Here is a 21,915-nt window from a genome sequence, read left to right on the forward strand (position 1 = left end):
CTGCCGGACGTTAGTTGCTCGGGCGGATGTGGTCCATGGGGAGCCATGCCACGGTGTCCCGCGTCACAGGTGCCTTCGAACCGCCGTCCCGGCCGAGATCAGTGATCTCCGCATCACTCAAGGCCCGGTCATAGACCCGCACTTCGTCGATGGCGCCGGTGAAGTGGGCGCGGCTGTCGACCCGTTGGCCGACGTGGAATCCGTACCCGGAGTTACGCGTCACCGTGCCCGGCACGTCGGCGGTGGTGATCCGGGTGCCGTCGACGGACAGCGTCAGCTGCCCGCCGCCGCGGCGCAGCGCGATGTGGTGCCACTGGCCGTCGTTGTAGGCGCCAGTGGTGCGCACGGACGCGGATTTCGGGGCTGTGGCTCCCTCGCGTGTGGTGATCAGGCCCGTGACGCGGTTGCTCGCGGGTTCGCCGCGCAGCCATACCTGGGGCTGGTTGGTGCCGATGCCGCCCATCCACAGCAGTGGCTGCTCGCCGCTGGTCGCGGAGTAGCGGAACCACAGCGATGCCGTGAAGTCCTTCTCGCCGAGCGGAAGTTGCCTGCGGAAGGGCAGGCGTACCGCGTCGTTCGCGCCGTCGAAGGCGATGGCCCCGCCGAACCGGCCCTCGGTCGTGGAGGCCCCGCCGAGCACGGCCGCGCCCTTGGCGTGCGGCGCGCGGTCGGTGGTCGTCGGGTCGGGGCCGCGGCGCGGCTGCAGCCAGTCATCGGTGAAGCGCGCGAAGCGGATCTCGTCGCGGGCGTCGACCGCCCCGCCCTCGTACATCAGGCCCACGTGCTCGCCGTCGGCCCGCACCATGTCCGAGTAGCCGGACCAGTCCGTGGTCACCGTCGTGCCGCGGTCCACGCTGTCCCAGGTGCGGCCGCCGTCGTACGAGGAGCGGATCTGCATCGTGCGGCGCCGGTCGGGGTCGCCGGGGCAGCCGAGCAGCATGCGCTTGCCGAACTGGAGCGTGGAGCACTGCACTTGGGGCGCGTGGAGATCGGGGATGGCCTTGAAGGGCGCGACGTAGCTGTCGCCTCCGTCGCGGCTGATGGTGTGGGTGCGGTGCCCCAGATCGGTGCCGTCCTGCTCGCGCCCGCTGACGTAGAGCGCCCCGTCCGGGCGCTCCGTGACGGTCATCTCCGACGGCTTCTGCCGGAAGGTGCCGTCGGCCGGTATCGGGTACGAGTCCGTGGCGCCGATCTTCCAGTTGTCGCCGCCGTCGTCGCTGACGATCAGCGCCGCGTGGTTCGCGGTGACCCGGCTGCCGTCCCAGGTCTCGGTGTTGGCGGTGAAGACGAGCCGCCCGGCGTGCCGGCCGCGGGTCAGCTGGAGGCCGTGCACGGGGCCGGTGGCGTACCACGAGTTCCAGTCCTCGGGCAGGATCTGATCGCTGAGGTCGCGCGGCGCCGACCAGCTGCGGCCGTCGTCGTCGCTGTACTGGAGGTGCGGGGTGCGGTCGCAGGGCACGGCGCAGTTCTGCCCGTCCGTGCGCCCGGTGTTCCACGTCTCGGCCAGGACGATGCGGCCGGTCCTGCGGTCCACGACCGGGGCGGGATTGCCGTGCGTGTCGCCCGCGCCCTCGTTCACGACCTGGAGCGGACTCCAGGTGCGGCCGCCGTCGTGCGACCGTTTGAGCACGATGTCTATGTCGCCCGCGTCACTGCAGTCGTTCGTCCGCCCCTCGGCGAAGGCGAGGAGCGTGCCCTGCACCGTGCTCACCACGGCGGGGATGCGGTAGCAGGCGTATCCGGGATCCTGCGAGGCCTTGAAGAGCACCTGCTGTTCGAATCCCGTCGCGCGGGCGTCGGGCGCCGCCTGCGCCGAGGGCCCGGGGAGCAGCGCCCCGGCGGCGACGACGGCCAGCGCGGCCACGGCGGTGCTCAAGGATCTGAGGCGTACACGGAGAGCTGATGGCATGGCGCGGTCCACCCTTCGAGGTGACTGGACATCCTGACATCCCACGTCCAACGTTCGCGCCACAGACGCTACTGGGACGGCTCGACACCCCACAAGAAGCGTGCGTGGCACGAATGGGTGCGGCCTGGTCAGCGTCAGGGAATCAGGACCACTTTCCCGAGGTTGCTCCGCGCCCCGATCACCGCGTGCGCCTTCGCCGCGTCCTCAAGGGCGAACTCCGCGTGCACGGCGGGGCGCAGCGCTCCCGCGCCGAAGAGCCGCCACAGCTCGCGCCGCCAGGCCTCGTACACCTCGGGCCGTTCGCGTGCGACGAGCCCCATCTGGAAGCCGATGACCGACTTGGCGCCCACCAGCAGGTCGTACGCCTGGACGGTGCCGCCGCCCGAGCTGTACGCGACGAGGCGACCGTGCGGCGCGAGCGCCCGCACCGCGGGGGTGAGGAGCTCGCCGCCGACCGCGTCGAGGACGTAGTCGACGGGTTCGCCCAGGTCTCTGCGTCGTACGTGACGACCTCGTCGGCGCCCAGCGAGCACAGGAAGTCGGTCTTGCCGGCCGCTCCGGCCCGCGACACGGCTCCCACGACCCGGGAGGCACCCCGCAACTTGGCCAGTTGCAGGGCCAGATGGCCCACCCCGCCGGCCGCCGCGGTGACCAGTGCGGCCTCGCCGGGCCCGGGGCGGGCGGCGTCGAGCGCGCCGTACGCGACGAGCCCGCTGCGGACGAGGGAGACCGCGTCGACGGCGCTCGCCCCGTCCGGGACGGGCGACGCCATGGTGGTGCGGAGCAGCGCGAACTCGGCGTATCCGTGCCCGAAACAGAGCCCGGTGACGCGGTCGCCCGGCGCGTACCCGCTCACACCGTCGCCGGTGGAGACCACTTCCCCGGCGATCTCCCCGCCGAGCGGTATCGGATCGCGGGGCTCGCTGACCTTGCGTACGACGGGGAGCGTGACGCCCGCCGCCGCAACCCGCACGAGGAGCTCGCCGGGTCCCGGCACGGGCGCGGGCACGTCCTCGGTGAAGAGGACCTCGGGGCCACCGCTGTGTTCGTACCGAACGCGACGCATGCACACCACTCCAGGCGCAGGGGAATCATTGGGAGCCCCAACGATATCCACACTGTCATTGGGAAGTCCAACGATTCTCGGATAGGCTCGGTCCATGCCCACGACCCCGCCCGCCCCCAGCGGTATCCGCACCCTGCCCAGCTGGCTCCTCGGCCGTGCGGCGGCCCGTGGCCGCGGCCTCGTCGCCGACGCGCTCGCGGGCGAGGACATGAAGATGTGGCACCACGTGGTGCTCTCCGCCGTCGCCGACCAGGGCCCCGTCGCGCAGGCGGCACTGGGCCGCAGCATCTCGCTCGACCCCAAGGACCTGGTCGGCGTCATCAACGACCTGCAACGGGCCGGACTCGTCCTGCGCGCGCCCGACCCCGCCGACCGCCGCAAGAACGCGATCACGATCACGGAGGAGGGCACGCGGACCCTGGACCGCTGTGCCGAGGCGGCGCGGCACGCCAACGACGAACTCCTGGCGCCTCTTTCGGCCGCCGAGCGGGAGCAGTTCCTGGCGCTGCTCACCCGGATCTCGGGCACGGAGGCGTAGGGCGAGGCGGGGCCCCGCCGGCGCAGGGGGCGCTCCCCGCCGGCCGGGGTCCCGCCGCCGTGCAGCGGGAAGCGGCCGGTCAGCCCCGGGAGGCCGCGGCCTCCATGGCGATCCGGTGCTCGCCCGCGTACACGTTCATGGAAGAGCCGCGCAGGAAACCGACCAGGGTCAGGCCCGTCTCGGCGGCCAGATCGACGGCGAGGGACGACGGCGCGGAGACGGCGGCGAGCATCGGAATGCCCGCCATCACCGCCTTCTGCGCCAGCTCGAACGAGGCGCGCCCCGACACGAGCAGCACGGCACGCGACAGCGGCAGACGACCGTCCTGGAGGGCCCGCCCGACGAGCTTGTCGACCGCGTTGTGCCGGCCCACGTCCTCCCGTATGTCGAGCAGTTCACCGTCCTCGGAGAACAGCGCCGCCGCGTGCAGGCCCCCGGTCCGGTCGAAGACCCGCTGTGCCGCGCGCAGCCGGTCGGGGAGGTCCGCGAGCAGCTCGGTCCCGAGCCGGATCGGGGCAGCGGCGCCGCCGTCCGTGTCGTCGATGGCCCAGCGGGCCGTCGTACGGACCGCGTCCAGGCTCGCCTTGCCGCACAGGCCGCAGGACGAGGTGGTGTAGACGTTGCGTTCGAGGTTGATGTCGGGCAGGACGAGTCCCGGGGCGGTCTTCACGTCGACCACGTTGTACGTGTTCGAGCCGTCCGCGATGGCCCCGGCGCAGTAGACGATGGACTGGAGCTCGTCCGCCGAGCCGAGCACCCCCTCGCTCACCAGGAAGCCCGCCGCGAGCGCGAAGTCGTCACCCGGCGTGCGCATGGTGATGGCCAGCGGCTTGCCGTTGAGCCGGATCTCCAGCGGTTCCTCCGCCACGAGGGTGTCGGGCCGCTCGCTGACGGCCCCGTCCCTGATGCGGATGACGCGGCGGCGCTCCGTGACTCGTCCCATGTCGATCAGTCCCGGTTCTGTACGTGCTGGTAGCCGAAACGGCCCTTGATGCAGAGGTTGCCGTGGGTCACCGGATTGTCGTGCGGTGAGGTGACCTTCACGATGTCATTGTCCTGCACGTGCAGGGTCAGGTTGCAGCCGACTCCGCAGTACGCGCACACCGTGGTGGTCTCGGTCTGCCGCTCCTCGTCCCAGGTGCCCGCGGCCCGCATGTCGAACTCGGACTTGAAACTGAGCGCTCCGGTCGGGCAGACCTCGATGCAGTTCCCGCAGTACACGCACGCGGATTCGGTCAGCGGACCGTCGTGCTCGACGGCGATACGGGCGTCGAAGCCGCGGCCCGTCACGGAGATGGCGAACGTGTTCTGCCACTGGTCACCGCAGGCGTCGACGCACTTGTAGCAGAGGATGCACTTGTCGTAGTCGCGGACATAGAGGTCGTTGTCGAACCTGGGCTCCTCGTTCAGCCGGGCGGCGTCCGGGCCGAAGCGGTCGGGCTTGGCGTCGTACTCCTTGAGCCAGCCCGCGACCTTCGGCGTGGTCGACATGTCGACGGACGAGGCGAGCAGTTCGAGCACCACCTTGCGGCTGTGCCGGGTGCGCTCGGTGTCGGTCAGGACGGTCATGCCCGGCTCGGCACGGCGCGAGCAGGCGGGAGCCAGCGTGCGGGCGCCCTCGACCTCGACGACACAGACCCGGCAGGCGTTCTTCGGGGTGAGGGTGTCGCCCTCGCAGAGGGTCGGCACGTCCTTGCCCGCGGCCCGGCAGGCGTCCAGGATGGTCGCCCCCTCGGGCACTCTGGCGTCCTGCCCGTCAAGGGTGAATTCGACAAGACGGCGCGGGATTCCCAGCGGTACGGCGGTCACTTGTACGCCCCCAGTCGGTCGATGGCGGATTCCACGGCGTTCCACGCGGTCTGGCCGAGCCCGCAGATCGAGGCGTCCCGCATGGTCCGCCCCACCTCGCGCAGGAGCGCGATGTCACCGGCGGCCGCAGCCCCGGTCCGCTCGACGATGCGGTGCAGGGCCTCCTCCTGCCGGACGGTGCCGACCCGGCAGGGCACGCACTGACCGCAGGACTCGTCCCGGAAGAACTCGGCGATGCGCAGGAGCACGCGGGGGAGCGGCACGGTGTCGTCCAGGACGAGCACGACTCCGGAGCCGAGGGTGGTGCCCGCGTCCCTCGTCCCCTCGAAGGTGAGCGGAATGTCCAGCTCGTCGGGCCGTACGAAACCGCCGGCCGCGCCGCCCAGGAGGACCGCGCGGAGGTTGTCCGGTTTCCCGGCGAGGGTGAGGAGCTCGCCGAGGGTGGCGCCGAAGGGGAGCTCGTAGATGCCGGGGCGTTCGACGCTGCCGGAGACGCAGAAGAGCTTGGGCCCGGTGGATTTCTCCGTGCCGATGGCGGCGTAGGCCTGCGCGCCCATGGTGAGAATGGGGAGCACGTTGACGAGGGTCTCGACGTTGTTCTCGGCGGTGGGTTTCCCGAAGAGTCCTTTCTCGACGGGGAAGGGCGGCTTGGAGCGCGGTTCGCCTCTATACCCCTCGATGGAGTTGAAGAGGGCGGTCTCCTCGCCGCAGATGTAGGCGCCCGCGCCGCGCCGGATCTCGATGTCGAAGGCGTATCCCTGCCCGAGGACGTCGTCGCCGAGGAGCCCGCGTGCGCGTGCCTGTGCGATGGCGTGGTTGAGCCTCTGGAGCGCGCGGGGGTACTCGCCGCGGAGATAGAGGTAGCCGAGGCGGGCGCCGGTGGCGTACCCCGCGACGGTCATCGCCTCGATGAGCGAGTACGGGTCGCCCTCCATGATCACCCGGTCCTTGAAGGTGCCGGGCTCGGATTCGTCCGCGTTGCAGACGAGGTAGTGGGGGTGGTCCGGTTGGGCCGCGGTGGCCTGCCATTTCCTTCCCGTGGGGAAGGCGGCGCCTCCTCGGCCGAGGAGGCCGGAGTCGGTGACCTCGCGGATGACGGCGGCGGGGCCGATGGCGAAGGCGTGCCTCAGGGCGGTGTAGCCGCCGTGTGCGCGGTAGTCGTCCAGGGATGTGGGGTCCACTGTGCCGATCCTGCTGAGCAGCAGGAGGCTTTCCTGGCCTGCTTGGGGGACTGCCAGCTCCGCCGGGGGTTCTGCGGGGGCGGCTTCCGGGGTGAGGGCGGCTTGGGTGAGGGGGGCGGGTGCGGCGGGGGCGATGGTTGCGGTGGCATGGGTTCTCTCCCCGCTCCCGCCCCTACCCGAATCCCCCGGCTCCGCCGCCACCAGTGACCGCACATCACCGGCTCCGCCGAGTTCGTCCTCAAACGCCGGACGGGCTGGAACCCCCAGGTCTTCAGCCCGTCCGGCGTTTGAGGACGAGCCGTCAAGGCGATTGGCGGTAGCGCCAGGCCCCCGCGCCAGCGGGTTTTCGGGAAGGGGCGGGGTTGGGGAAAGAAGCGCCGCAGGCACACCGGCCCGCACCACCAATGCCGCCGGAGCTCTCTCACACAACCCCAGGCAGGGGCTCTGCTCCACGGCAACCCCGGACGCGGGGCCAAGCCGAGCCTCCACCTCCCCGCACAGCGCAGCCCCACCCCCACAAGCAAGATCCGTGCACACCCGCACCACCGTCGCGGGACGCGGCCGCACCGAGAACATGGAGTAGAACGTGGCCACCCCGTACCCCTCTGCCGGCGGCACCATCAGCCGCCGGCAGAGGTAGTCAAGGCCCCCCTCGCTCACCCACCCCACGCGATCGTTGAGCGCGTGCAACCCCGGCAACAGCTCATCCCGCCGCTCCCGCGCCGCACGGCCACCCCGTGCCCACCGGAGATCCGCGTCGCTGCGGTCGTCGGCCCCTTCCCACGCCGACTCGGGCGGCCCGAGCACCGCGTCGACGGCCGCCCGCTCCTCGTCCGTCGGCTTGCTGTCACCGAAGTGCAGATCCATACGTCACCTCACCTCACGTCGCAGGCACGGTCAGCTTGTCGATGCGTATCGCCGACGCCTTGAACTCCGCCGTGCCCGCGATGGGGCAATTGGCCTCGATCGTGAGCTGGTTGGTGTCGACCTCGTCGGGAAAGTGCATGGTCATGAAGGCCAGGCCGGGGCGAAGGCCGGTGTCCACCCACACCGGCGCCGTCACCGCGCCACGGCGCGAGGACACCCGGACCTGCTCGCCGACCACGACCCCGTAACGTTCCGCGTCCTCCGGGCACAGCTCGACGTACTCACCGCGCCGCAACGGCGAGGCGAAACTCCCGCTCTGCACGCCGGTGTTGTAGGAGTCGAGCCGCCGCCCCGTCGTCAGCCGGATCGGGTACGCCTCGTCCGTGAGGTCCACCGGCGGGTCGTGCGCGACGAGCCCGAAGGGGGCCAGTACCCCCCGCCGTTCCGGGTCCGCTTCCCACAACCGCCCGTGCAGGTAGGTCGGTTCGAGCCGGTCCTCCGACGGGCAGGGCCACTGGATGCCCTGGAGGGATTCGAGGCGGTCGTACGTCATGCCCCGGTGGTCCGGCGACACCGAGCGCAGCTCGTCCCAGACCGCCTGCGCGTCCGCGTACTTCCAGTCGTGGCCGAGCCGTTCGGCGAGGTCGCAGAGGATGTCGATGTCCTCGCGCGCCTCGCCGGGCGGCCGCACGGCCTTGCGCACGCGCTGCACGCGCCGCTCGCTGTTGGTCGTCGTGCCGTCGGTCTCCGCCCAGGCGGCGGTGGCCGGAAGGACGACGTCGGCCAGCTCGGCGGTCTTCGTGAGGAAGATGTCCTGTACGACGAAGAAGTCCAGGGCCCGCATCCGCCGTACCGCCTGCTCGCTGTCGGCCTCCGACTGCGCCGGGTTCTCGCCGATGCAGTAGACGGCCTTGAGTGTGCCCTCCTCCATGGCCTCGAACATCTCGGTGAGGTTCAGTCCGTAGCGCGGCTCGATGACCGTGTCCCACGCCGTCTCGAACTTCAGCCTCGAATCAGGGTCGAGGATGTCCTGGAAGCCGGGCAGGCGGTTGGGGATCGCGCCCATATCGCCGCCGCCCTGCACGTTGTTCTGCCCGCGCAGGGGCTGCAGACCCGAGCCGAACCGCCCCACGTGGCCGGTCAGGAGCGAGAGGTTGATCAGCGCGCGGACGTTGTCCGTGCCGTTGTGGTGCTCGGTGATGCCGAGGGTCCAGCACAGCTGGGCCCGCTCGGCGCGTGCGTAGGCGTGCGCCAACTCCTTGATGGCGGCGGCCGGTACGCCCGTCACCTTCTCGGCGAGCGAGAGCGTCCACGGCTCGACAAGCGCCGCGTACTCCTCGAAGCCGGACGTGGCCCGCTCGACGAACGCCCGGTTGGCCAGGCCCGCGTGGATGATCTCGCGGCCGATCGCGTGCGCCATCGGGATGTCCGTGCCGACGTTCAGACCGAGCCAGCTCTCCGCCCACTCGGCGGTCTTGGTGCGGCGCGGGTCGACGGCGTACATGCGGGCGCCGTTCCTGATCCCCCTCAGGACGTGCTGGAAGAAGATCGGGTGTGCGAAGCGCGCGTTGGAGCCCCACATCACGATCAGATCGGTGTGTTCGACCTCTTCGTAGGAAGACGTGCCGCCGCCCGATCCGAAGGCAGCGGAGAGGCCCGCGACGCTCGGCGCGTGACAGGTGCGGTTGCAGGAGTCGACGTTGTTCGTGCCCATCACCACGCGGGCGAACTTCTGCGCCACGTAGTTCATCTCGTTGGTCGCCCGGGCACAGGAGAACATCCCGAACGCGCCGTTTGCGTCCCGCAGTCCCGCCGCCGTCCGGGACAGCGCCTCGTCCCAAGTGGCCCTGCGGAACGGCTCGTCGCGCGAGTCGCGTACGAGGGGGTGGGTGAGCCGGGTGTAGGTCTTGGGCTCCCGGTCCCGTTTCCTGCTCATGCCGGGCTCCTCATGGTCTCGTTCATGCCGCGCTCCTCATGCGGTCGGCCAGCAGATCCGAGATGGCGTGGACGGTGCGGAGCGTCGGCACCGGGGCCCCGGTGATCTCCGCGAGTTCGACGACGGCCGCGAGCAGCACGTCGAGTTCCAGCGGTTTGCCGCGCTCCAGGTCCTGGAGTGTGGAGGTGCGGTGGTCGCCCACGCGCTCGGCGCCCGCCAGGCGCCGTTCGACGGAGATGTCGGGGCGGCAGCCGAGTGCCGCCGCGACGGCGAGCGTCTCGTTCATCATGATCTCGATGACCCGGCGGGTGCCGCCGTGCAGGCACATCTCGCGCATCGTGGCGCGGGCGAGCGCGCTGATCGGGTTGAAGGAGATGTTGCCGAGCAGCTTGATCCAGATGTCGCCGCGCAGGTCGGGCTCGACGGGGCACTTCAGGCCGCCCGCCTGCATCGCCTCGCTGAAGGCGAGACAGCGCTCCGAGCGCGAGCGGTCGGGCTCCCCGACGGAGAACCGGGTGCCTTCCAGGTGCCGGACAACTCCCGGCCCCTCAAGCTCGGTTGCCGCGTAGACGACACACCCGATGGCCCGTTCGGGCGCGATCACCGCACTGACCGCGCCGTCGGGGTCCACGCTGCTGACGCGGTGGCCGTCGTGCGGGCCGCCGTGCCGGTGGAAGTACCACCAGGGGATGCCGTTCTGGGCGGCGACCACCGCCGTCGTGTCGTGCAGGAGAGGCTCGATCAGCGGCCCGCACGCCGCGTACGAGTTGGCCTTCAGGCCCAGGAAGACGAAGTCGACGGGGCCGATGTCGGCCGGGTCGTCGGTGGCGTGGGCCCGCGCGGTGAAGTCGCCGCGCGGGCTGTGGACACGTACTCCGTGCTGCCTCATGGCCGCGAGATGCGGTCCACGGGCGACGAGATGGACGTCGGCACCGGCGCGGTGCAGCGCGGCTCCGACGTAGGCGCCGATCGCACCGGCGCCGAGGACTGCGACTTTCACGGTGGCGCGCTCCGTTCGGTCGAGGGTTCCGAAGAAGGCTCAAGAGAAAGAGAAGGCTGAAGAGAGAGAAGGTCCCGGGTGAAGGAGAAGGCTCGGGATCGACATCGCACATCAGTAACTGTCGATGGAATATTGTCTACAGTATGGAAGTTGGGGCAGCAAGGGGTCGCGCGGCACATTGCATACCGTCGACGGAATCGGCTTGACCCCCTTCCCAACTCCCCGGTCGGTTCCTACTGTTTGGGATCATGAAGCCTCCCGTCGCACCCCCGGGATGGAGTCGCTGGCTCGTACCGCCCGCCGCCCTGTCCGTACACCTCTCCATCGGCCAGGCCTACGCCTGGAGCGTCTTCAAGCCCCCGCTGGAATCAGCCCTCCACCTCAGCGGCACGCAGAGCGCGCTCCCCTTCCAGCTCGGCATCGTGATGCTCGGTCTCTCGGCGGCCTTCGGCGGCACGCTCGTGGAGCGCAACGGCCCGCGCTGGGCGATGACGGTCGCCCTCGTCTGCTTCTCGTCCGGCTTCCTGATCGCGGCACTGGGTGCGGCGATCAGCCAGTACTGGCTGATCGTCTTCGGCTACGGCTTCGTCGGCGGCATCGGTCTCGGCATCGGCTACATCTCACCCGTGTCGACCCTGATCAAGTGGTTCCCGGACCGCCCCGGCATGGCGACCGGCATCGCGATCATGGGCTTCGGCGGCGGCGCGCTCATCGCCTCGCCCTGGTCGGCGCAGATGCTGGAGTCCTTCGGAACGGACAACGACGGCATCGCGCTCGCCTTCCTCGTGCACGGCCTCACGTACGCCGTCTTCATGGCGCTCGGAGTGCTCCTGGTACGGGTTCCGCGTACGGAAGGCGCACGCGCCCCCGGCGCCCCCGGTGTGCTCGACGGGCCGCAGGTCTCCGCGCGGGCCGCCGTGCGGACCCCCCAGTTCTGGTGCCTGTGGATCGTGCTCTGCATGAACGTGACCGCGGGCATCGGCATCCTGGAGAAGGCGGCGCCGATGATCACTGACTTCTTCTCCGACACCTCGACACCGGTCTCGGCCGCCGCGGCGGCGGGCTTCGTCGCCCTGCTCTCCGCCGCCAACATGGCGGGACGCATCGGCTGGTCGTCGACCTCCGACCTGATCGGCCGCAAGAACGTCTACCGCGTCTATCTGGGCGTCGGGGCGCTGATGTATCTGCTGATCGTCGCCTTCGGGGACTCCTCGAAACCGCTCTTCGTGGTCTGCGCCCTGGTGATCCTCTCCTTCTACGGAGGCGGCTTCGCGACGATCCCCGCCTACCTGAAGGACCTCTTCGGGACCTACCAGGTCGGCGCGATCCACGGCCGGCTCCTCACCGCCTGGTCCACGGCGGGTGTCCTGGGGCCGCTGATCGTCAACTGGGTCGCCGACCGCCAGGAAGAGGCGGGCAAGAGCGGGGCCGGACTCTACGGCCTCTCCCTCACGATCATGATCGGACTCCTGGTAGTCGGCTTCGTGGCGAACGAGTTCGTCCGTCCCGTGCACGCCCGCCACCACATTCCCGCCCCGAAGGAGGAAGCCCATGACGGCGCCGACCAGCACGCCGCCAAGTAGTCCGCCCCGCCGCCGGGCGCTGATCGTCGGTGCCTGGCTCTGGGTGGGCGTTCCGCTCGCATATGGGCTGTATGAACTCGTACACAAGGCCAGCCAGCTCTTTACCGGGTGACGCGATGATGAGAAGTGACCAAACCCCGCGCCCGTTTCCTGTCGCTTTACGTGTCCTGTTACTGGTGAGTCGCTGACCAGACTGGACGGTCCCGCATCTCCGGCACCAAGGGGGACCCGTTCATGCTCGGCTCACGCATCGCCGCCGTCGGCCACTACCAGCCCGCCAAGATCCTCACCAACGAGGATCTGGCGGGCATGGTCGACACCAGCGACGAGTGGATCCGCTCCCGCGTGGGCATCCGCACCCGGCACATCGCGGGACCGGAGGAGCCGGTCGACGAGCTCGCCGCGCACGCCGGGGCCAAGGCTCTCGCCGCCGCCGGGCTCACGCCCGATGCGATCGACCTCGTCCTGGTCGCCACCTCCACCGCGATCGACCGTTCGCCGAACATGGCCGCGCGGGTGGCGGCCCGCCTGGGCATGCGGTCCCCGGCCACCATGGACCTCAACGTCGTGTGCGCGGGCTTCACGCACGCGCTCGCCACGGCCGACCACGCCGTGCGGGCCGGGGGCGCCACCCGTGTCCTGGTGATCGGCGCGGACAAGATGTCCGAGGTCGCCGACTGGACGGACCGCACCACCTGCGTCCTGGTCGGGGACGGCGCGGGCGCGGCCGTCGTCGAGGCGTGCGAGCCGTCCGGGGTGCCCGGCATCGGCCCCGTGCTCTGGGGCTCGGTGCCCGAGATGGGTAACGCCGTGCGCATCGAGGGCACGCCCCCGCGGTTCGCGCAGGAGGGCCAGAGCGTCTACCGCTGGGCCACTACTCAGCTGCCGCCGCTCGCCCGCAAGGCCTGCGAAGGGGCCGGTCTCACGCCCGCGGACCTGGCCGCGGTCGTCCTGCACCAGGCCAACCTGCGCATCATCGAGCCCCTCGCCGAGCGGATCGGCGCGGTCAACGCGGTCGTCGCGCGTGACGTCGTGAACTCCGGCAACACCTCGGCGGGCAGCATCCCGCTCGCCCTCTCCAAGCTGGTGGAGCGCGGCGAGATCAACCACGGTGATCCGGTACTGCTCTTCGGCTTCGGCGGGAACCTGTCGTACGCGGGCCAGGTCATCCGCTGCCCGTAGCAGGTCCGGAGCGGGCGGATCAGCGCATTCCCCCTGTGTGACGGGTCCAACTCCCCCTGGTGCTGGCCATTGTGCTCAGTAGACTGTAGACAAAAGGCAATCGTCGAGGAGGGGACCGCGATGTTGTCCACAGGACTGCCGCAGGGGGCGGTGCCCAAGCTGGAACGCCCCGGTCCGCTCCGGGAGCGGGTCTACGAGGCACTGCTCGAACTCATCACGACCCGCGCGCTCCAGCCGGGCCAGCACCTCGTGGAGAGCGAACTGGCCGGGCACCTCGGGGTGTCACGGCAGCCGGTGCGCGAGGCGCTGCAGCGGCTCAACACCGAGGGCTGGGTCGATCTGCGCCCCGCGCAGGGCGCGTTCGTGCACGAGCCGACCGAGGAGGAGGCGGACCAGCTGCTCACGGTCCGCACGCTCCTGGAGGCGGAGGCCGCCCGGCTCGCCGCAGCCAACACGGGCACCGCAGGGATCACCGCCCTGGAAGAGCTGTGCGCCAAGGGGGAACAGGCCGTCGCGGACGGCGAGGTGGACCTGGTGGTGACCACCAACGCCGCGTTCCACGCCAAGGTGATGGAGCTCGCCGGCAATGTCGTGCTCGCCGAACTCGCCGGGCAGGTGGACCGCCGTGTGCGCTGGTACTACACGCCGGTGGCCCGGCGCCGCGGCAAGCAGTCCTGGATCGAACACCGCGCCCTGATCGCGGCGATCGCCGAGCGTGACGAGCGCAAGGCCACGGAGATCATGCGCGCGCACACCGAGCACACCAGGGAGACCTACCACCGGCGCGAGCGAGACGCCTGACGCGTCAGCCCCTGCGGGCCGCGAGGACCGCCTGCGTCTGCGTCGTCTGCCCTGCCGGACGCCCGTCCGCGTCGTGGATCTCCGTCTGTACGACGACGAACGAGCCGCCCACGTGCAGCGGGCGGGCCACGGCGCGGGCGCTGCCCGAGCGCACGGCGCGGAAGAAGTTCGTCTTGGACTCCACCGTGGACGTGCTCGCCCCCTCGGGCAGGTTGAGGAAGGCGCAGACCGCGCCCACGGTGTCGGCGAGCGTCATCAGCGCCCCGCCGTGCAGGACACCGCCCACCGTGCACAGCTCGGCCGACCAGGGCAGAGTGCCCGCGGCGCGGTCGGGCGCGGCTTCGTCGAGGGTGATGCCCAGGTGCACGGCAAAGGGGAGAGCGGCCAGGAGACCGGCAGTGCTCGCGGTGTCGGAAGGCATGCGGCCACCCTGCCCGTGACGGCCCTGTGCGTCGATTACCTCTGAGGTCATGATCGGCACACTCCGTCCGTAGGGCACACCCGTCCGTGGGACACGTCTGCCCGCTTCTTTGTCCTGTGACTGGAGAAAGTCATGGGTAATTCCTGCGCAACTTCTTCCCACTCCCGGCAGGCGCTGCTACGTTCCCCTCGAAAGCCCGACGCGACGGCGAAAATCCGCCGCGGCGGGGCGAGTTGGACGACATGAGTTGCCCACGAGGCGGGGAGGGGCGCGTGAGACGTATGACGGCTCGACCCGCCAATGCGCACCAGGCGCGACTGCTGCGGCTGCTGCGTGACGGAGGGCCCAACTCCCGTGCCCAGCTGGGCGATCAGGTCGACCTCTCGCGGTCGAAGCTGGCCGTCGAGGTGGACCGGCTACTGGAGACCGGACTCGTGGTCGCCGACGGACTCGCCGCCTCGCGCGGCGGCCGCCGCTCCCACAACATCCGCCTGGCCCCCGGCCTCCGCTTCCTCGGTGTGGACATCGGCGCGACCTCGGTCGACGTAGCGGTGACCAATGCCGAGCTGGAGGTCCTCGGCCACATCAACCAGCCCATGGACGTGCGCGAGGGCCCCGTCGCGGTCTTCGAGCAAGTCCTCGCCATGGCAGCCAAGTTGAAGGCCTCCGGGCTCGCGGAAGGGTTCGACGGCGCCGGTATCGGCGTCCCCGGGCCCGTCCGCTTTCCCGAGGGTGTCCCGGTCGCCCCGCCGATCATGCCGGGGTGGGACGGCTTTCCCGTACGGGAGGCCATCAGCCAGGACCTGGGCTGCCCCGTCATGGTCGACAACGACGTGAACCTGATGGCGATGGGGGAACAGCACGCGGGCGTCGCACGCTCCGTGGGCGACTTCCTCTGCGTCAAGATCGGCACCGGCATAGGCTGCGGGATCGTCGTCGGCGGTGAGGTCTACCGAGGCGTGACCGGCAGTGCGGGCGACATCGGCCATATCCAGGTCGAACCGGACGGACGGCCCTGCGCCTGCGGGAACAAGGGCTGCCTGGAGGCGTACTTCAGCGGCGCGGCACTCGCCCGCGACGCGGAGGACGCCGTCGGCCAGGGGCTCCTCCAGGAGCTCGCGGGCCGCCTGGAAGCCGCCGGGAAACTCAGCGCGGTCGACGTCGCCGCAGCAGCCGCCGCCGGTGATGCCACCGCCATCGACCTCATCCGCGCGGGCGGCAACCGCACCGGCCAGGTCATCGCGGGACTCGTCAGCTTCTTCAACCCCGGCCTCGTGGTGATCGGCGGCGGTGTGACCGGCCTCGGCCACACGCTGCTCGCCGCCATCCGCACACAGGTCTACCGCCAGTCGCTGCCCCTGGCGACCGGCAATCTACCCATCGTCCTGGGCGAGTTGGGACCCACCGCCGGAGTCATCGGCGGCGCCCGGCTCATCAGCGATCACCTGTTCTCGCCGGCCTGACCGACACGTACGACCAGACAGACCCGCACCTCTCCCAGTACAGCGCGCTGCCTCGCCCTGCTCCGAAACAGGATCCGCCCCTCCGAAGGGGCCACCGCCTTACCCCGCCCTGCCCTGTAACCCCGGCCGCACCCGCCCAAGGGAACCCCGTCATGGCACCAGAACCACCGCTGCTCACCATGTCCGGCATCACCAAGTCGTTCCCCGGCGTCCGCGCCCTGGACGGCGTCGACCTCCAGGTCCAGGCCGGCGAAGTGCACTGCCTCCTCGGCCAGAACGGCGCCGGCAAGTCCACGCTCATCAAGGTCCTCGCAGGGGCCCACCAGCCCGACGACGGCGAGATCACCTGGCGCGGCGAGCGCACCACGCTCAAGTCGCCCATCGCCGCCATGCGCCTCGGCATCGCCACCATCTACCAGGAACTCGACCTGGTGGAGGGCCTGTCCGTCGCCGAGAACGTCCACCTCGGACACGAGCCGACCGCCGCCGGATTCGTGGTGAAGGGCCGCGAGGCCAAGACCTCAACTTCTGCGCTGCTCAAGCGACTTGGCCATCCGGAGATCGACCCCGGCACGCTCGTCGGTGACCTCTCGGCCGCCCATCAGCAGATCGTGTCCATGGCCCGGGCGCTCTCCCACGAAGTGCGGCTCATCGTCATGGACGAGCCGTCGGCCGCCCTCGACCCGGACGAGGTCGACAACCTCTTCCGCATCGTCGCCGATCTCACGGCGGACGGCGTCGCCGTCGTCTACATCTCCCACCGCCTCGAAGAGATCCGCCGCATCGGCGACCGCGTCACCGTCCTCAAGGACGGCCGTGCGGTGGCGGGCGGACTCCCCGCGAAGGAGACCCCGACCCGCGACGTCGTCGCCCTGATGACGGGCCGCAACGTCGAGTACGTCTTTCCGGACCGGCCCGCCGACCCGCCCGCCACCGAAGCGGTGCTTCAGGTGCGCGGCCTCGCCCGCGAGGGAGAGTTCGAGCCCCTCGACCTCGAACTGCGCCCCGGCGAGATCGTCGGCCTCGCCGGACTCGTCGGCTCCGGGCGCTCCGAGATCCTGGAGACGATCTACGGCGCCCGCAAGCCGACCGCCGGGCAGGTCAGTGTCGGGGGAAAGACGCTGAAGCCGGGCAGTGTCCGCGCCGCCGTGCGCGCGGGACTCGGGCTCGCTCCCGAGGAGCGCAAGGCGCAGGCCCTGCTGATGCTGGAGTCCGTCACCAACAACGTCTCGGTCTCCACCATGTCCCGCTTCTCGCGCGGCGGTTGGGTCGACCGGGGCGCCGAGAAGAAGGCCGCACAGGCCGCGACACGCGAGCTCTCCCTGCGCCCCGACAACCCCTCCGCACCCGTGCGCACGCTCTCCGGCGGCAACCAGCAAAAGGCCGTCCTGGCCCGCTGGCTGCTCCGCGGCTGCCGCGTCCTGCTGCTCGACGAGCCGACCCGCGGTGTGGACGTCGGCGCCCGCGCCGAGCTGTACGCCGTGATCCGCCGCCTCGCCGACGACGGCCTCGCCGTCCTGCTCGTCTCCAGCGAAGTCCCCGAAGTCCTGGGCCTCGCCGACCGTGTCCTGGTTCTCCGCGAGGGCCGCGTCGTCCATACGGCGCCCGCCCGTGACCTCGACGAACACCGCGTACTCGACCTCGTACTCGAAGGGAGCCCGGCGTCATGACGCAGCCCGCATCGCCGCCACGGCCCGCCGCATCGAAGGCTCAACCGGCGGACGGCGCACGCCCGTTGCGGATGATCGTCGCACGCGCCGACGTGCGGACGCTGTCCCTGCTCGGCGTGCTCGCCGTCCTCGTCCTGATCGGCGGCATCACCCAGCCCGACTCGTTCCTGGACACCGACAACGTCCAGCTGATCCTCACCCAGGCGTCCGTCATCGGCGTCGTGACGGTCGGCATGACCTTCGTGATCATCTCCGGCGGCATCGACCTGTCCGTCGGCGCGATCGTCGCGCTCGCCTCGGTGTGGGCGACGACGGTGGCGACCCAGGAGTACGGCTTCGCGGGCATCCTCTTCACCGCGGTGATCGTCGGCATGGCCTGCGGCCTCGTCAACGGCATGCTCATCGCGTACGGCTCGATGGTGCCGTTCATCGCGACGCTCGCGATGCTGGCCGCGGGCCGTGGTCTCGCGCTCGAGATCACCGACGGCAAGACCCAAATGGTGACCGTGGACGGGGTGTTGAAGCTCGGCGAGCGCGACTCCTACATCCTCGGCATCCCGCCGCTCGTGCTCGTCTTCGCGGCCGTCACCGTCGTCGGCTGGCTGCTCCTGAACCGCACCACCTTCGGGCGCCGCTCGGTCGCGGTCGGCGGCAACGCGGAAGCGGCGCGCCTCGCCGGCATCGACGTACGCAGGCAGCGCCTCTACCTCTACCTGCTCTCCGGCCTCTGCTGCGGCATCGCGGCCTTCCTGCTGATCATCCTCTCCGGGTCGGGCCAGAACACCAACGGCAACCTCTACGAGCTCGACGCCATCGCCGCCGCGATCATCGGCGGCACCCTGCTCAGCGGCGGACGCGGCACCATCATCGGTTCCGTGCTCGGCGTGCTGATCTTCACGACGATCCAGAACATCTTCGCGCTCAACAACCTGGAGACCGCCGTCCAGCAGATCGCCAAGGGGGCGATCATCGTCGCCGCGGTGCTCGTCCAGCGACGTACGTCCTCCACTCACTGACCCGCAGACCCGAAGGGTTCACCGCCATGCCAGAAAACACGAGCCGCAGAGGACTGCTCTTCGGAGCCGCCGCCCTGTCCACCGGTGCCCTCATAACGGGGTGCACCAGCAACGAGCCCAAGGACGAGGGCTCGGACAGCAAGGACCAGCCGGTCGCCGACGACAAGCCCGGCAAGAAGGTCACCATCGGCTTCGCGGGCCCGCAGGCCGACCACGGCTGGCTCAACGCGATCAACGACAACGCCAAGGAGCGGGCGAAGAAGTACTCGGACGTCACCCTTGAGGCCACCGAGGGATCGAACGACACCGCCGCCCAGATCGGCCAGGTCGAGACGCTGATCAACAAGAAGGTCGACGTCCTGGTGATCCTGCCGGCCGACGGCAAGGCGCTCACCCAGGTCGGCCTGAAGGCCATGAAGGCGGGCATCCCCGTCGTCAACCTCGACCGCGTCTTCGCCTCGCCGCAGGCCTACCGCTGCTGGGTCGGCGGCGACAACTACGGCATGGGCCTGAGCGCCGGGCACTACATCGGCGAGAAGCTCAAGGACAAGAAGAACGCCAAGGTCATCGAACTGGCGGGACTCGACAACCTGGAGCTCACCAAGCAGCGCACCAAGGGCTTCGACGACGCCCTGAAGAACTACTCGAACATCGAGAAGGTCGCCCGGCAGGCCGCCGACTTCACCGTCGAGTCCGGCCAGTCGAAGATGTCCCAGCTCCTGCAGGCCCAGAAGAACTTCGACGCCCTGTGGAACCACGACGACGACCAGGGCGTGGGCGCCCTGCGCGCCATCAAGCAGGCGGGCCGCGACGACTTCCTGATGGTCGGCGGCGCGGGCGCGCTCTCCGCGATGCAGGCCATCGAGTCCGACGACAGCGTGCTCAAGGCCACCGTCCTCTACCCGCCGACCATGGCCGCCTCCGCGATCGACCTGGCGCGTGCGCTCGGTCAGGGCAAGGGCATCAGCGGGATGGCGGAGTTCGAGATCCCGTCCTTCGTCACCTGCTACTCGGCCGTGGTCGACAAGGAAAACGTCGGCAAGTACATGTCCACCGGCTTCAAGTGATGCGCGCGTCCGCACCCCCCACCGAGCATTTACGAGGAGGAGTACCGCATGCGTGAGACGGAACACGAGGCTGAGACCGGTAAGCGGCCATTGGGGGTGGGCATGGTCGGATACTCCTTCATGGGCGCCGCCCACTCCCAGGGCTGGCGCACCGTCGGACGCGTCTTCGATCTGCCCCTTCGGCCGGTCCTCTCGGCGGTCTGCGGACGTGACGGCTCCGCCGTGCGCGCCGCGGCGGACCGCCTCGGGTGGGCGGCCGCGGAGACCGACTGGCGCGCACTCGTGGCCCGTGACGACGTCGACATCGTCGACATCTGCACCCCCGGCGACAGCCATGCGGAGATTGCGATCGCCGCTCTCGACGCGGGCAAGCACGTGCTGTGCGAGAAGCCGCTCGCCAACACCGTCGAGGAGGCCGAGGCGATGGTCGAGGCCGCCGAGCGGGCCCGGGCGCGGGGGCAGGTGGCGATGGTCGGCTTCAACTACCGTCGCGTCCCCGCGCTCGCGCTGGCCCGGCAGATGGTCGCCGAGGGACGCCTGGGCACGCTGCGGCACGTGCGGCTCAGCTATCTCCAGGACTGGCTGGTCGACCCCGCCTTCCCGCTGACGTGGCGGCTGCGCAAGGACCGCGCGGGTTCGGGCGCCCTCGGCGACCTGGGCGCGCACATCGTGGACCTCGCGCAGTACCTGGTGGGGGAGCCGGTGGCGGGGGTCTCGGCGCTGACCGAGACGTTCGTACGGGAGCGGCCGCTGCTCGACGGCGCGTCCAGCGGGCTCAGCGCGGAGGGCGGCACCGCGACCGGCCAGGTCACGGTGGACGACGCGGCGGTCTTCACGGGGCGCTTCGCGTCCGGCGCCCTCGCGTCCTTCGAGGCGACCCGGTTCGCCGCGGGCCGCAAGAACGCCCTGAGGCTCGAACTCAACGGCTCCGCAGGGTCGTTGGCCTTCGACCTGGAGCGCCTCAACGAGCTCTCCTTCCACGACCACACGGAGCCCGCCGCCTCATCGGGCTTCCGCCGCATCCTGGTCACCGAGCCCGGCCATCCGTATCTGGAGGCCTGGTGGCCACCGGGCCACGGCCTCGGCTACGAGCACACGTTCGTGCACCAGGCCCGCGACCTGCTGCACGCCATCGCCACGGGCGCGCAGCCCGAGCCGTCCTTCGCCGCGGGCCTCTCGGTCCAGCGGGTGCTCGCCGCGGTGGAGGAGAGCGCGGAGAAGAACTCGGTCTACACCCCGGTGGCTGCCACCCCCGTCACGGTCTGAGGAGGCCTGTTCCATGCCCCGCGACTTCACGCTCTTCACCGGCCAGTGGGCCGACCTGCCTCTTGAGGAGGTCTGCCGTCACGCCCGTGACTTTGGCTACGACGGTCTCGAACTCGCCTGCTGGGGCGATCACTTCGAGGTCGACAAGGCGCTGAGCGACCGTACCTATCTGGACTCGCGCCGCCAGCTCCTCGACAAGTACGGCCTCAAGTGCCGGGCCATCTCCAACCACCTGGTCGGACAGGCCGTCTGCGACGCGATCATCGACGAGCGCCACCAGGCGATCCTGCCCGCCCGCATCTGGGGCGACGGCGAGGCGGAGGGCGTGCGGCAGCGCGCCGCCCGCGAGATCGAGGACACGGCGCGCGCGGCTGCCGCCTTCGGCGTCGACACGGTCGTCGGCTTCACCGGCTCGGCGATCTGGCATCTGGTGGCGATGTTCCCGCCCGTGCCGGAGTCGATGATCGAGCGCGGCTACGACGACTTCGCAGAGCGCTGGAACCCGATCCTCGACGTCTTCGACGTCCAGGGCGTGCGCTTCGCCCACGAGGTACATCCCTCGGAGATCGCCTACGACTACTGGACGACGCACCGCGCCCTGGAGGCCGTCGACCACCGCACGGCCTTCGGCCTGAACTTCGACCCCTCGCACTTCGTGTGGCAGGACCTGGACCCGGTCGGCTTCCTCTACGACTTCCGGGACCGGATCTACCACGTCGACTGCAAGGAGGCGCGGCGCCGGCTCGACGGCCGCAACGGCCGCCTGGGCTCGCACCTGCCCTGGGGCGACCCGCGCCGCGGCTGGGACTTCGTGTCGGCCGGCCACGGGGACGTCCCCTGGGAGGACGTGTTCCGGATGCTGCGCTCGATCGCGTACGAAGGGCCCATCTCCGTGGAGTGGGAGGACGCGGGGATGGACCGCCTCCAGGGGGCGCCTGAGGCGCTGAAGCGCCTGAAGGCGTTCGACTTCGAGCCGCCGACGGCGTCGTTCGACGCGGCGTTCGGCGGGAACTGATCTCCGCCGAAAGGCACTCGGACGGGGAGCCCTTGCTCTGAGTTCGCTCTGGAGTTTGCTCTGAGTCACTTTGTCCTGCCCAAGGAAAAAGCTGAACTCTATTGCTGTGCAAGGGCTTTCCGTCC

18 protein-coding genes and 1 pseudogene are annotated in these 21,915 nt (G+C 70.4%); 11 read left to right on the forward strand and 8 right to left on the reverse strand.

Annotated elements, in window-relative coordinates; translation table 11 throughout:
- Positions 1–10: 10 nt before the first annotated feature.
- Positions 11–1,909 carry an exo-alpha-sialidase gene (locus ACWFR3_RS28475; protein WP_453737501.1) on the reverse strand — a complete coding sequence of 633 codons (1,899 nt, stop codon included), beginning with the start codon at positions 1,907–1,909 and terminating at the stop codon, positions 11–13.
- 134 nt (positions 1,910–2,043) lie between these two features.
- Positions 2,044–2,975 (reverse strand): annotated as a pseudogene (locus ACWFR3_RS28480) (quinone oxidoreductase family protein).
- 94 nt (positions 2,976–3,069) lie between these two features.
- On the opposite strand from ACWFR3_RS28480, the gene ACWFR3_RS28485 reads away from it, so the two are divergent.
- Positions 3,070–3,513, forward strand: coding sequence for a MarR family winged helix-turn-helix transcriptional regulator (locus tag ACWFR3_RS28485; protein WP_453737502.1), 444 nt, complete (start codon positions 3,070–3,072; stop codon positions 3,511–3,513).
- A gap of 79 nt (positions 3,514–3,592) precedes the next feature.
- On the opposite strand, the gene fdhD is transcribed toward ACWFR3_RS28485, so the two are convergent.
- The 5 genes from fdhD to ACWFR3_RS28510 are packed head-to-tail and all read right to left on the reverse strand — an operon-like array spanning position 3,593 to position 10,306.
- Positions 3,593–4,456 (reverse strand): formate dehydrogenase accessory sulfurtransferase FdhD, encoded by an 864-nt coding sequence (fdhD, locus tag ACWFR3_RS28490; protein ID WP_453737503.1) that lies wholly within the window; start codon positions 4,454–4,456, stop codon positions 3,593–3,595.
- Between the two features lie 5 nt (positions 4,457–4,461).
- Positions 4,462–5,322 (reverse strand): 2Fe-2S iron-sulfur cluster-binding protein, encoded by an 861-nt coding sequence (locus tag ACWFR3_RS28495; protein WP_453737504.1) that lies wholly within the window; start codon positions 5,320–5,322, stop codon positions 4,462–4,464.
- The gene (locus ACWFR3_RS28500; protein ID WP_453737505.1) at positions 5,319–7,370 is read right to left on the reverse strand and encodes an NADH-ubiquinone oxidoreductase-F iron-sulfur binding region domain-containing protein; all 2,052 of its coding nucleotides are present in this window, start codon (positions 7,368–7,370) and stop codon (positions 5,319–5,321) included. The genes ACWFR3_RS28495 and ACWFR3_RS28500 overlap by 4 nt, the downstream gene beginning before the upstream one ends.
- A 13-nt stretch (positions 7,371–7,383) precedes the next feature.
- Complete coding sequence (locus ACWFR3_RS28505; protein WP_453737506.1) at positions 7,384–9,306, reverse strand: molybdopterin oxidoreductase family protein; 1,923 nt, start codon at positions 9,304–9,306, stop codon at positions 7,384–7,386.
- A gap of 22 nt (positions 9,307–9,328) precedes the next feature.
- Positions 9,329–10,306: a 2-dehydropantoate 2-reductase gene (locus ACWFR3_RS28510; protein ID WP_453737507.1), complete on the reverse strand. Its 978-nt coding sequence runs from the start codon at positions 10,304–10,306 to the stop codon at positions 9,329–9,331.
- Positions 10,307–10,554: 248 nt separating this feature from the next.
- Between ACWFR3_RS28510 and ACWFR3_RS28515 the strand changes: the two genes are divergently transcribed.
- From ACWFR3_RS28515 to ACWFR3_RS28530, 4 genes are all read left to right on the forward strand, one after another.
- A complete protein-coding gene (locus ACWFR3_RS28515) occupies positions 10,555–11,889 on the forward strand; it encodes an OFA family MFS transporter (protein WP_453737508.1) in 1,335 nt (444 codons plus the stop codon).
- On the forward strand, positions 11,858–12,001 hold the full coding sequence (locus ACWFR3_RS28520; protein ID WP_453737509.1) for an MFS transporter small subunit: 144 nt from the start codon (positions 11,858–11,860) through the stop codon (positions 11,999–12,001). Before ACWFR3_RS28515 ends, ACWFR3_RS28520 begins: the two co-directional genes overlap by 32 nt.
- Positions 12,002–12,123: 122 nt before the next feature.
- Positions 12,124–13,071 carry a beta-ketoacyl-ACP synthase III gene (locus tag ACWFR3_RS28525; RefSeq protein WP_453737510.1) on the forward strand — a complete coding sequence of 316 codons (948 nt, stop codon included), beginning with the start codon at positions 12,124–12,126 and terminating at the stop codon, positions 13,069–13,071.
- Positions 13,072–13,191: 120 nt separating this feature from the next.
- Complete coding sequence (locus ACWFR3_RS28530) at positions 13,192–13,872, forward strand: GntR family transcriptional regulator (RefSeq protein ID WP_453737511.1); 681 nt, start codon at positions 13,192–13,194, stop codon at positions 13,870–13,872.
- 4 nt (positions 13,873–13,876) lie between these two features.
- On the opposite strand, the gene ACWFR3_RS28535 is transcribed toward ACWFR3_RS28530, so the two are convergent.
- On the reverse strand, positions 13,877–14,293 hold the full coding sequence (locus ACWFR3_RS28535) for a PaaI family thioesterase (protein WP_453737512.1): 417 nt from the start codon (positions 14,291–14,293) through the stop codon (positions 13,877–13,879).
- A gap of 281 nt (positions 14,294–14,574) precedes the next feature.
- Here ACWFR3_RS28535 and ACWFR3_RS28540 point away from each other — a divergent pair, with 281 nt between their 5' ends.
- The 6 genes from ACWFR3_RS28540 (at position 14,575) to ACWFR3_RS28565 (ending at position 21,790) form a co-directional block, all read left to right on the forward strand.
- On the forward strand, positions 14,575–15,756 hold the full coding sequence (locus tag ACWFR3_RS28540; protein WP_361376743.1) for an ROK family transcriptional regulator: 1,182 nt from the start codon (positions 14,575–14,577) through the stop codon (positions 15,754–15,756).
- Between the two features lie 152 nt (positions 15,757–15,908).
- Positions 15,909–17,426, forward strand: coding sequence for a sugar ABC transporter ATP-binding protein (locus tag ACWFR3_RS28545; RefSeq protein WP_453737513.1), 1,518 nt, complete (start codon positions 15,909–15,911; stop codon positions 17,424–17,426).
- Complete coding sequence (locus tag ACWFR3_RS28550) at positions 17,423–18,442, forward strand: ABC transporter permease (RefSeq protein WP_453737514.1); 1,020 nt, start codon at positions 17,423–17,425, stop codon at positions 18,440–18,442. The genes ACWFR3_RS28545 and ACWFR3_RS28550 overlap by 4 nt, the downstream gene beginning before the upstream one ends.
- A gap of 26 nt (positions 18,443–18,468) precedes the next feature.
- Positions 18,469–19,509 carry a substrate-binding domain-containing protein gene (locus ACWFR3_RS28555; RefSeq protein WP_453737515.1) on the forward strand — a complete coding sequence of 347 codons (1,041 nt, stop codon included), beginning with the start codon at positions 18,469–18,471 and terminating at the stop codon, positions 19,507–19,509.
- A 48-nt stretch (positions 19,510–19,557) separates the two neighbouring features.
- A complete protein-coding gene (locus ACWFR3_RS28560) occupies positions 19,558–20,775 on the forward strand; it encodes a Gfo/Idh/MocA family protein (RefSeq protein WP_453737516.1) in 1,218 nt (405 codons plus the stop codon).
- A 13-nt stretch (positions 20,776–20,788) separates the two neighbouring features.
- On the forward strand, positions 20,789–21,790 hold the full coding sequence (locus ACWFR3_RS28565) for a sugar phosphate isomerase/epimerase family protein (protein WP_453737517.1): 1,002 nt from the start codon (positions 20,789–20,791) through the stop codon (positions 21,788–21,790).
- The last annotated feature ends 125 nt before the right edge of the window (positions 21,791–21,915 follow it).

The organism is Streptomyces sp. NPDC055189 (assembly GCF_053606765.1).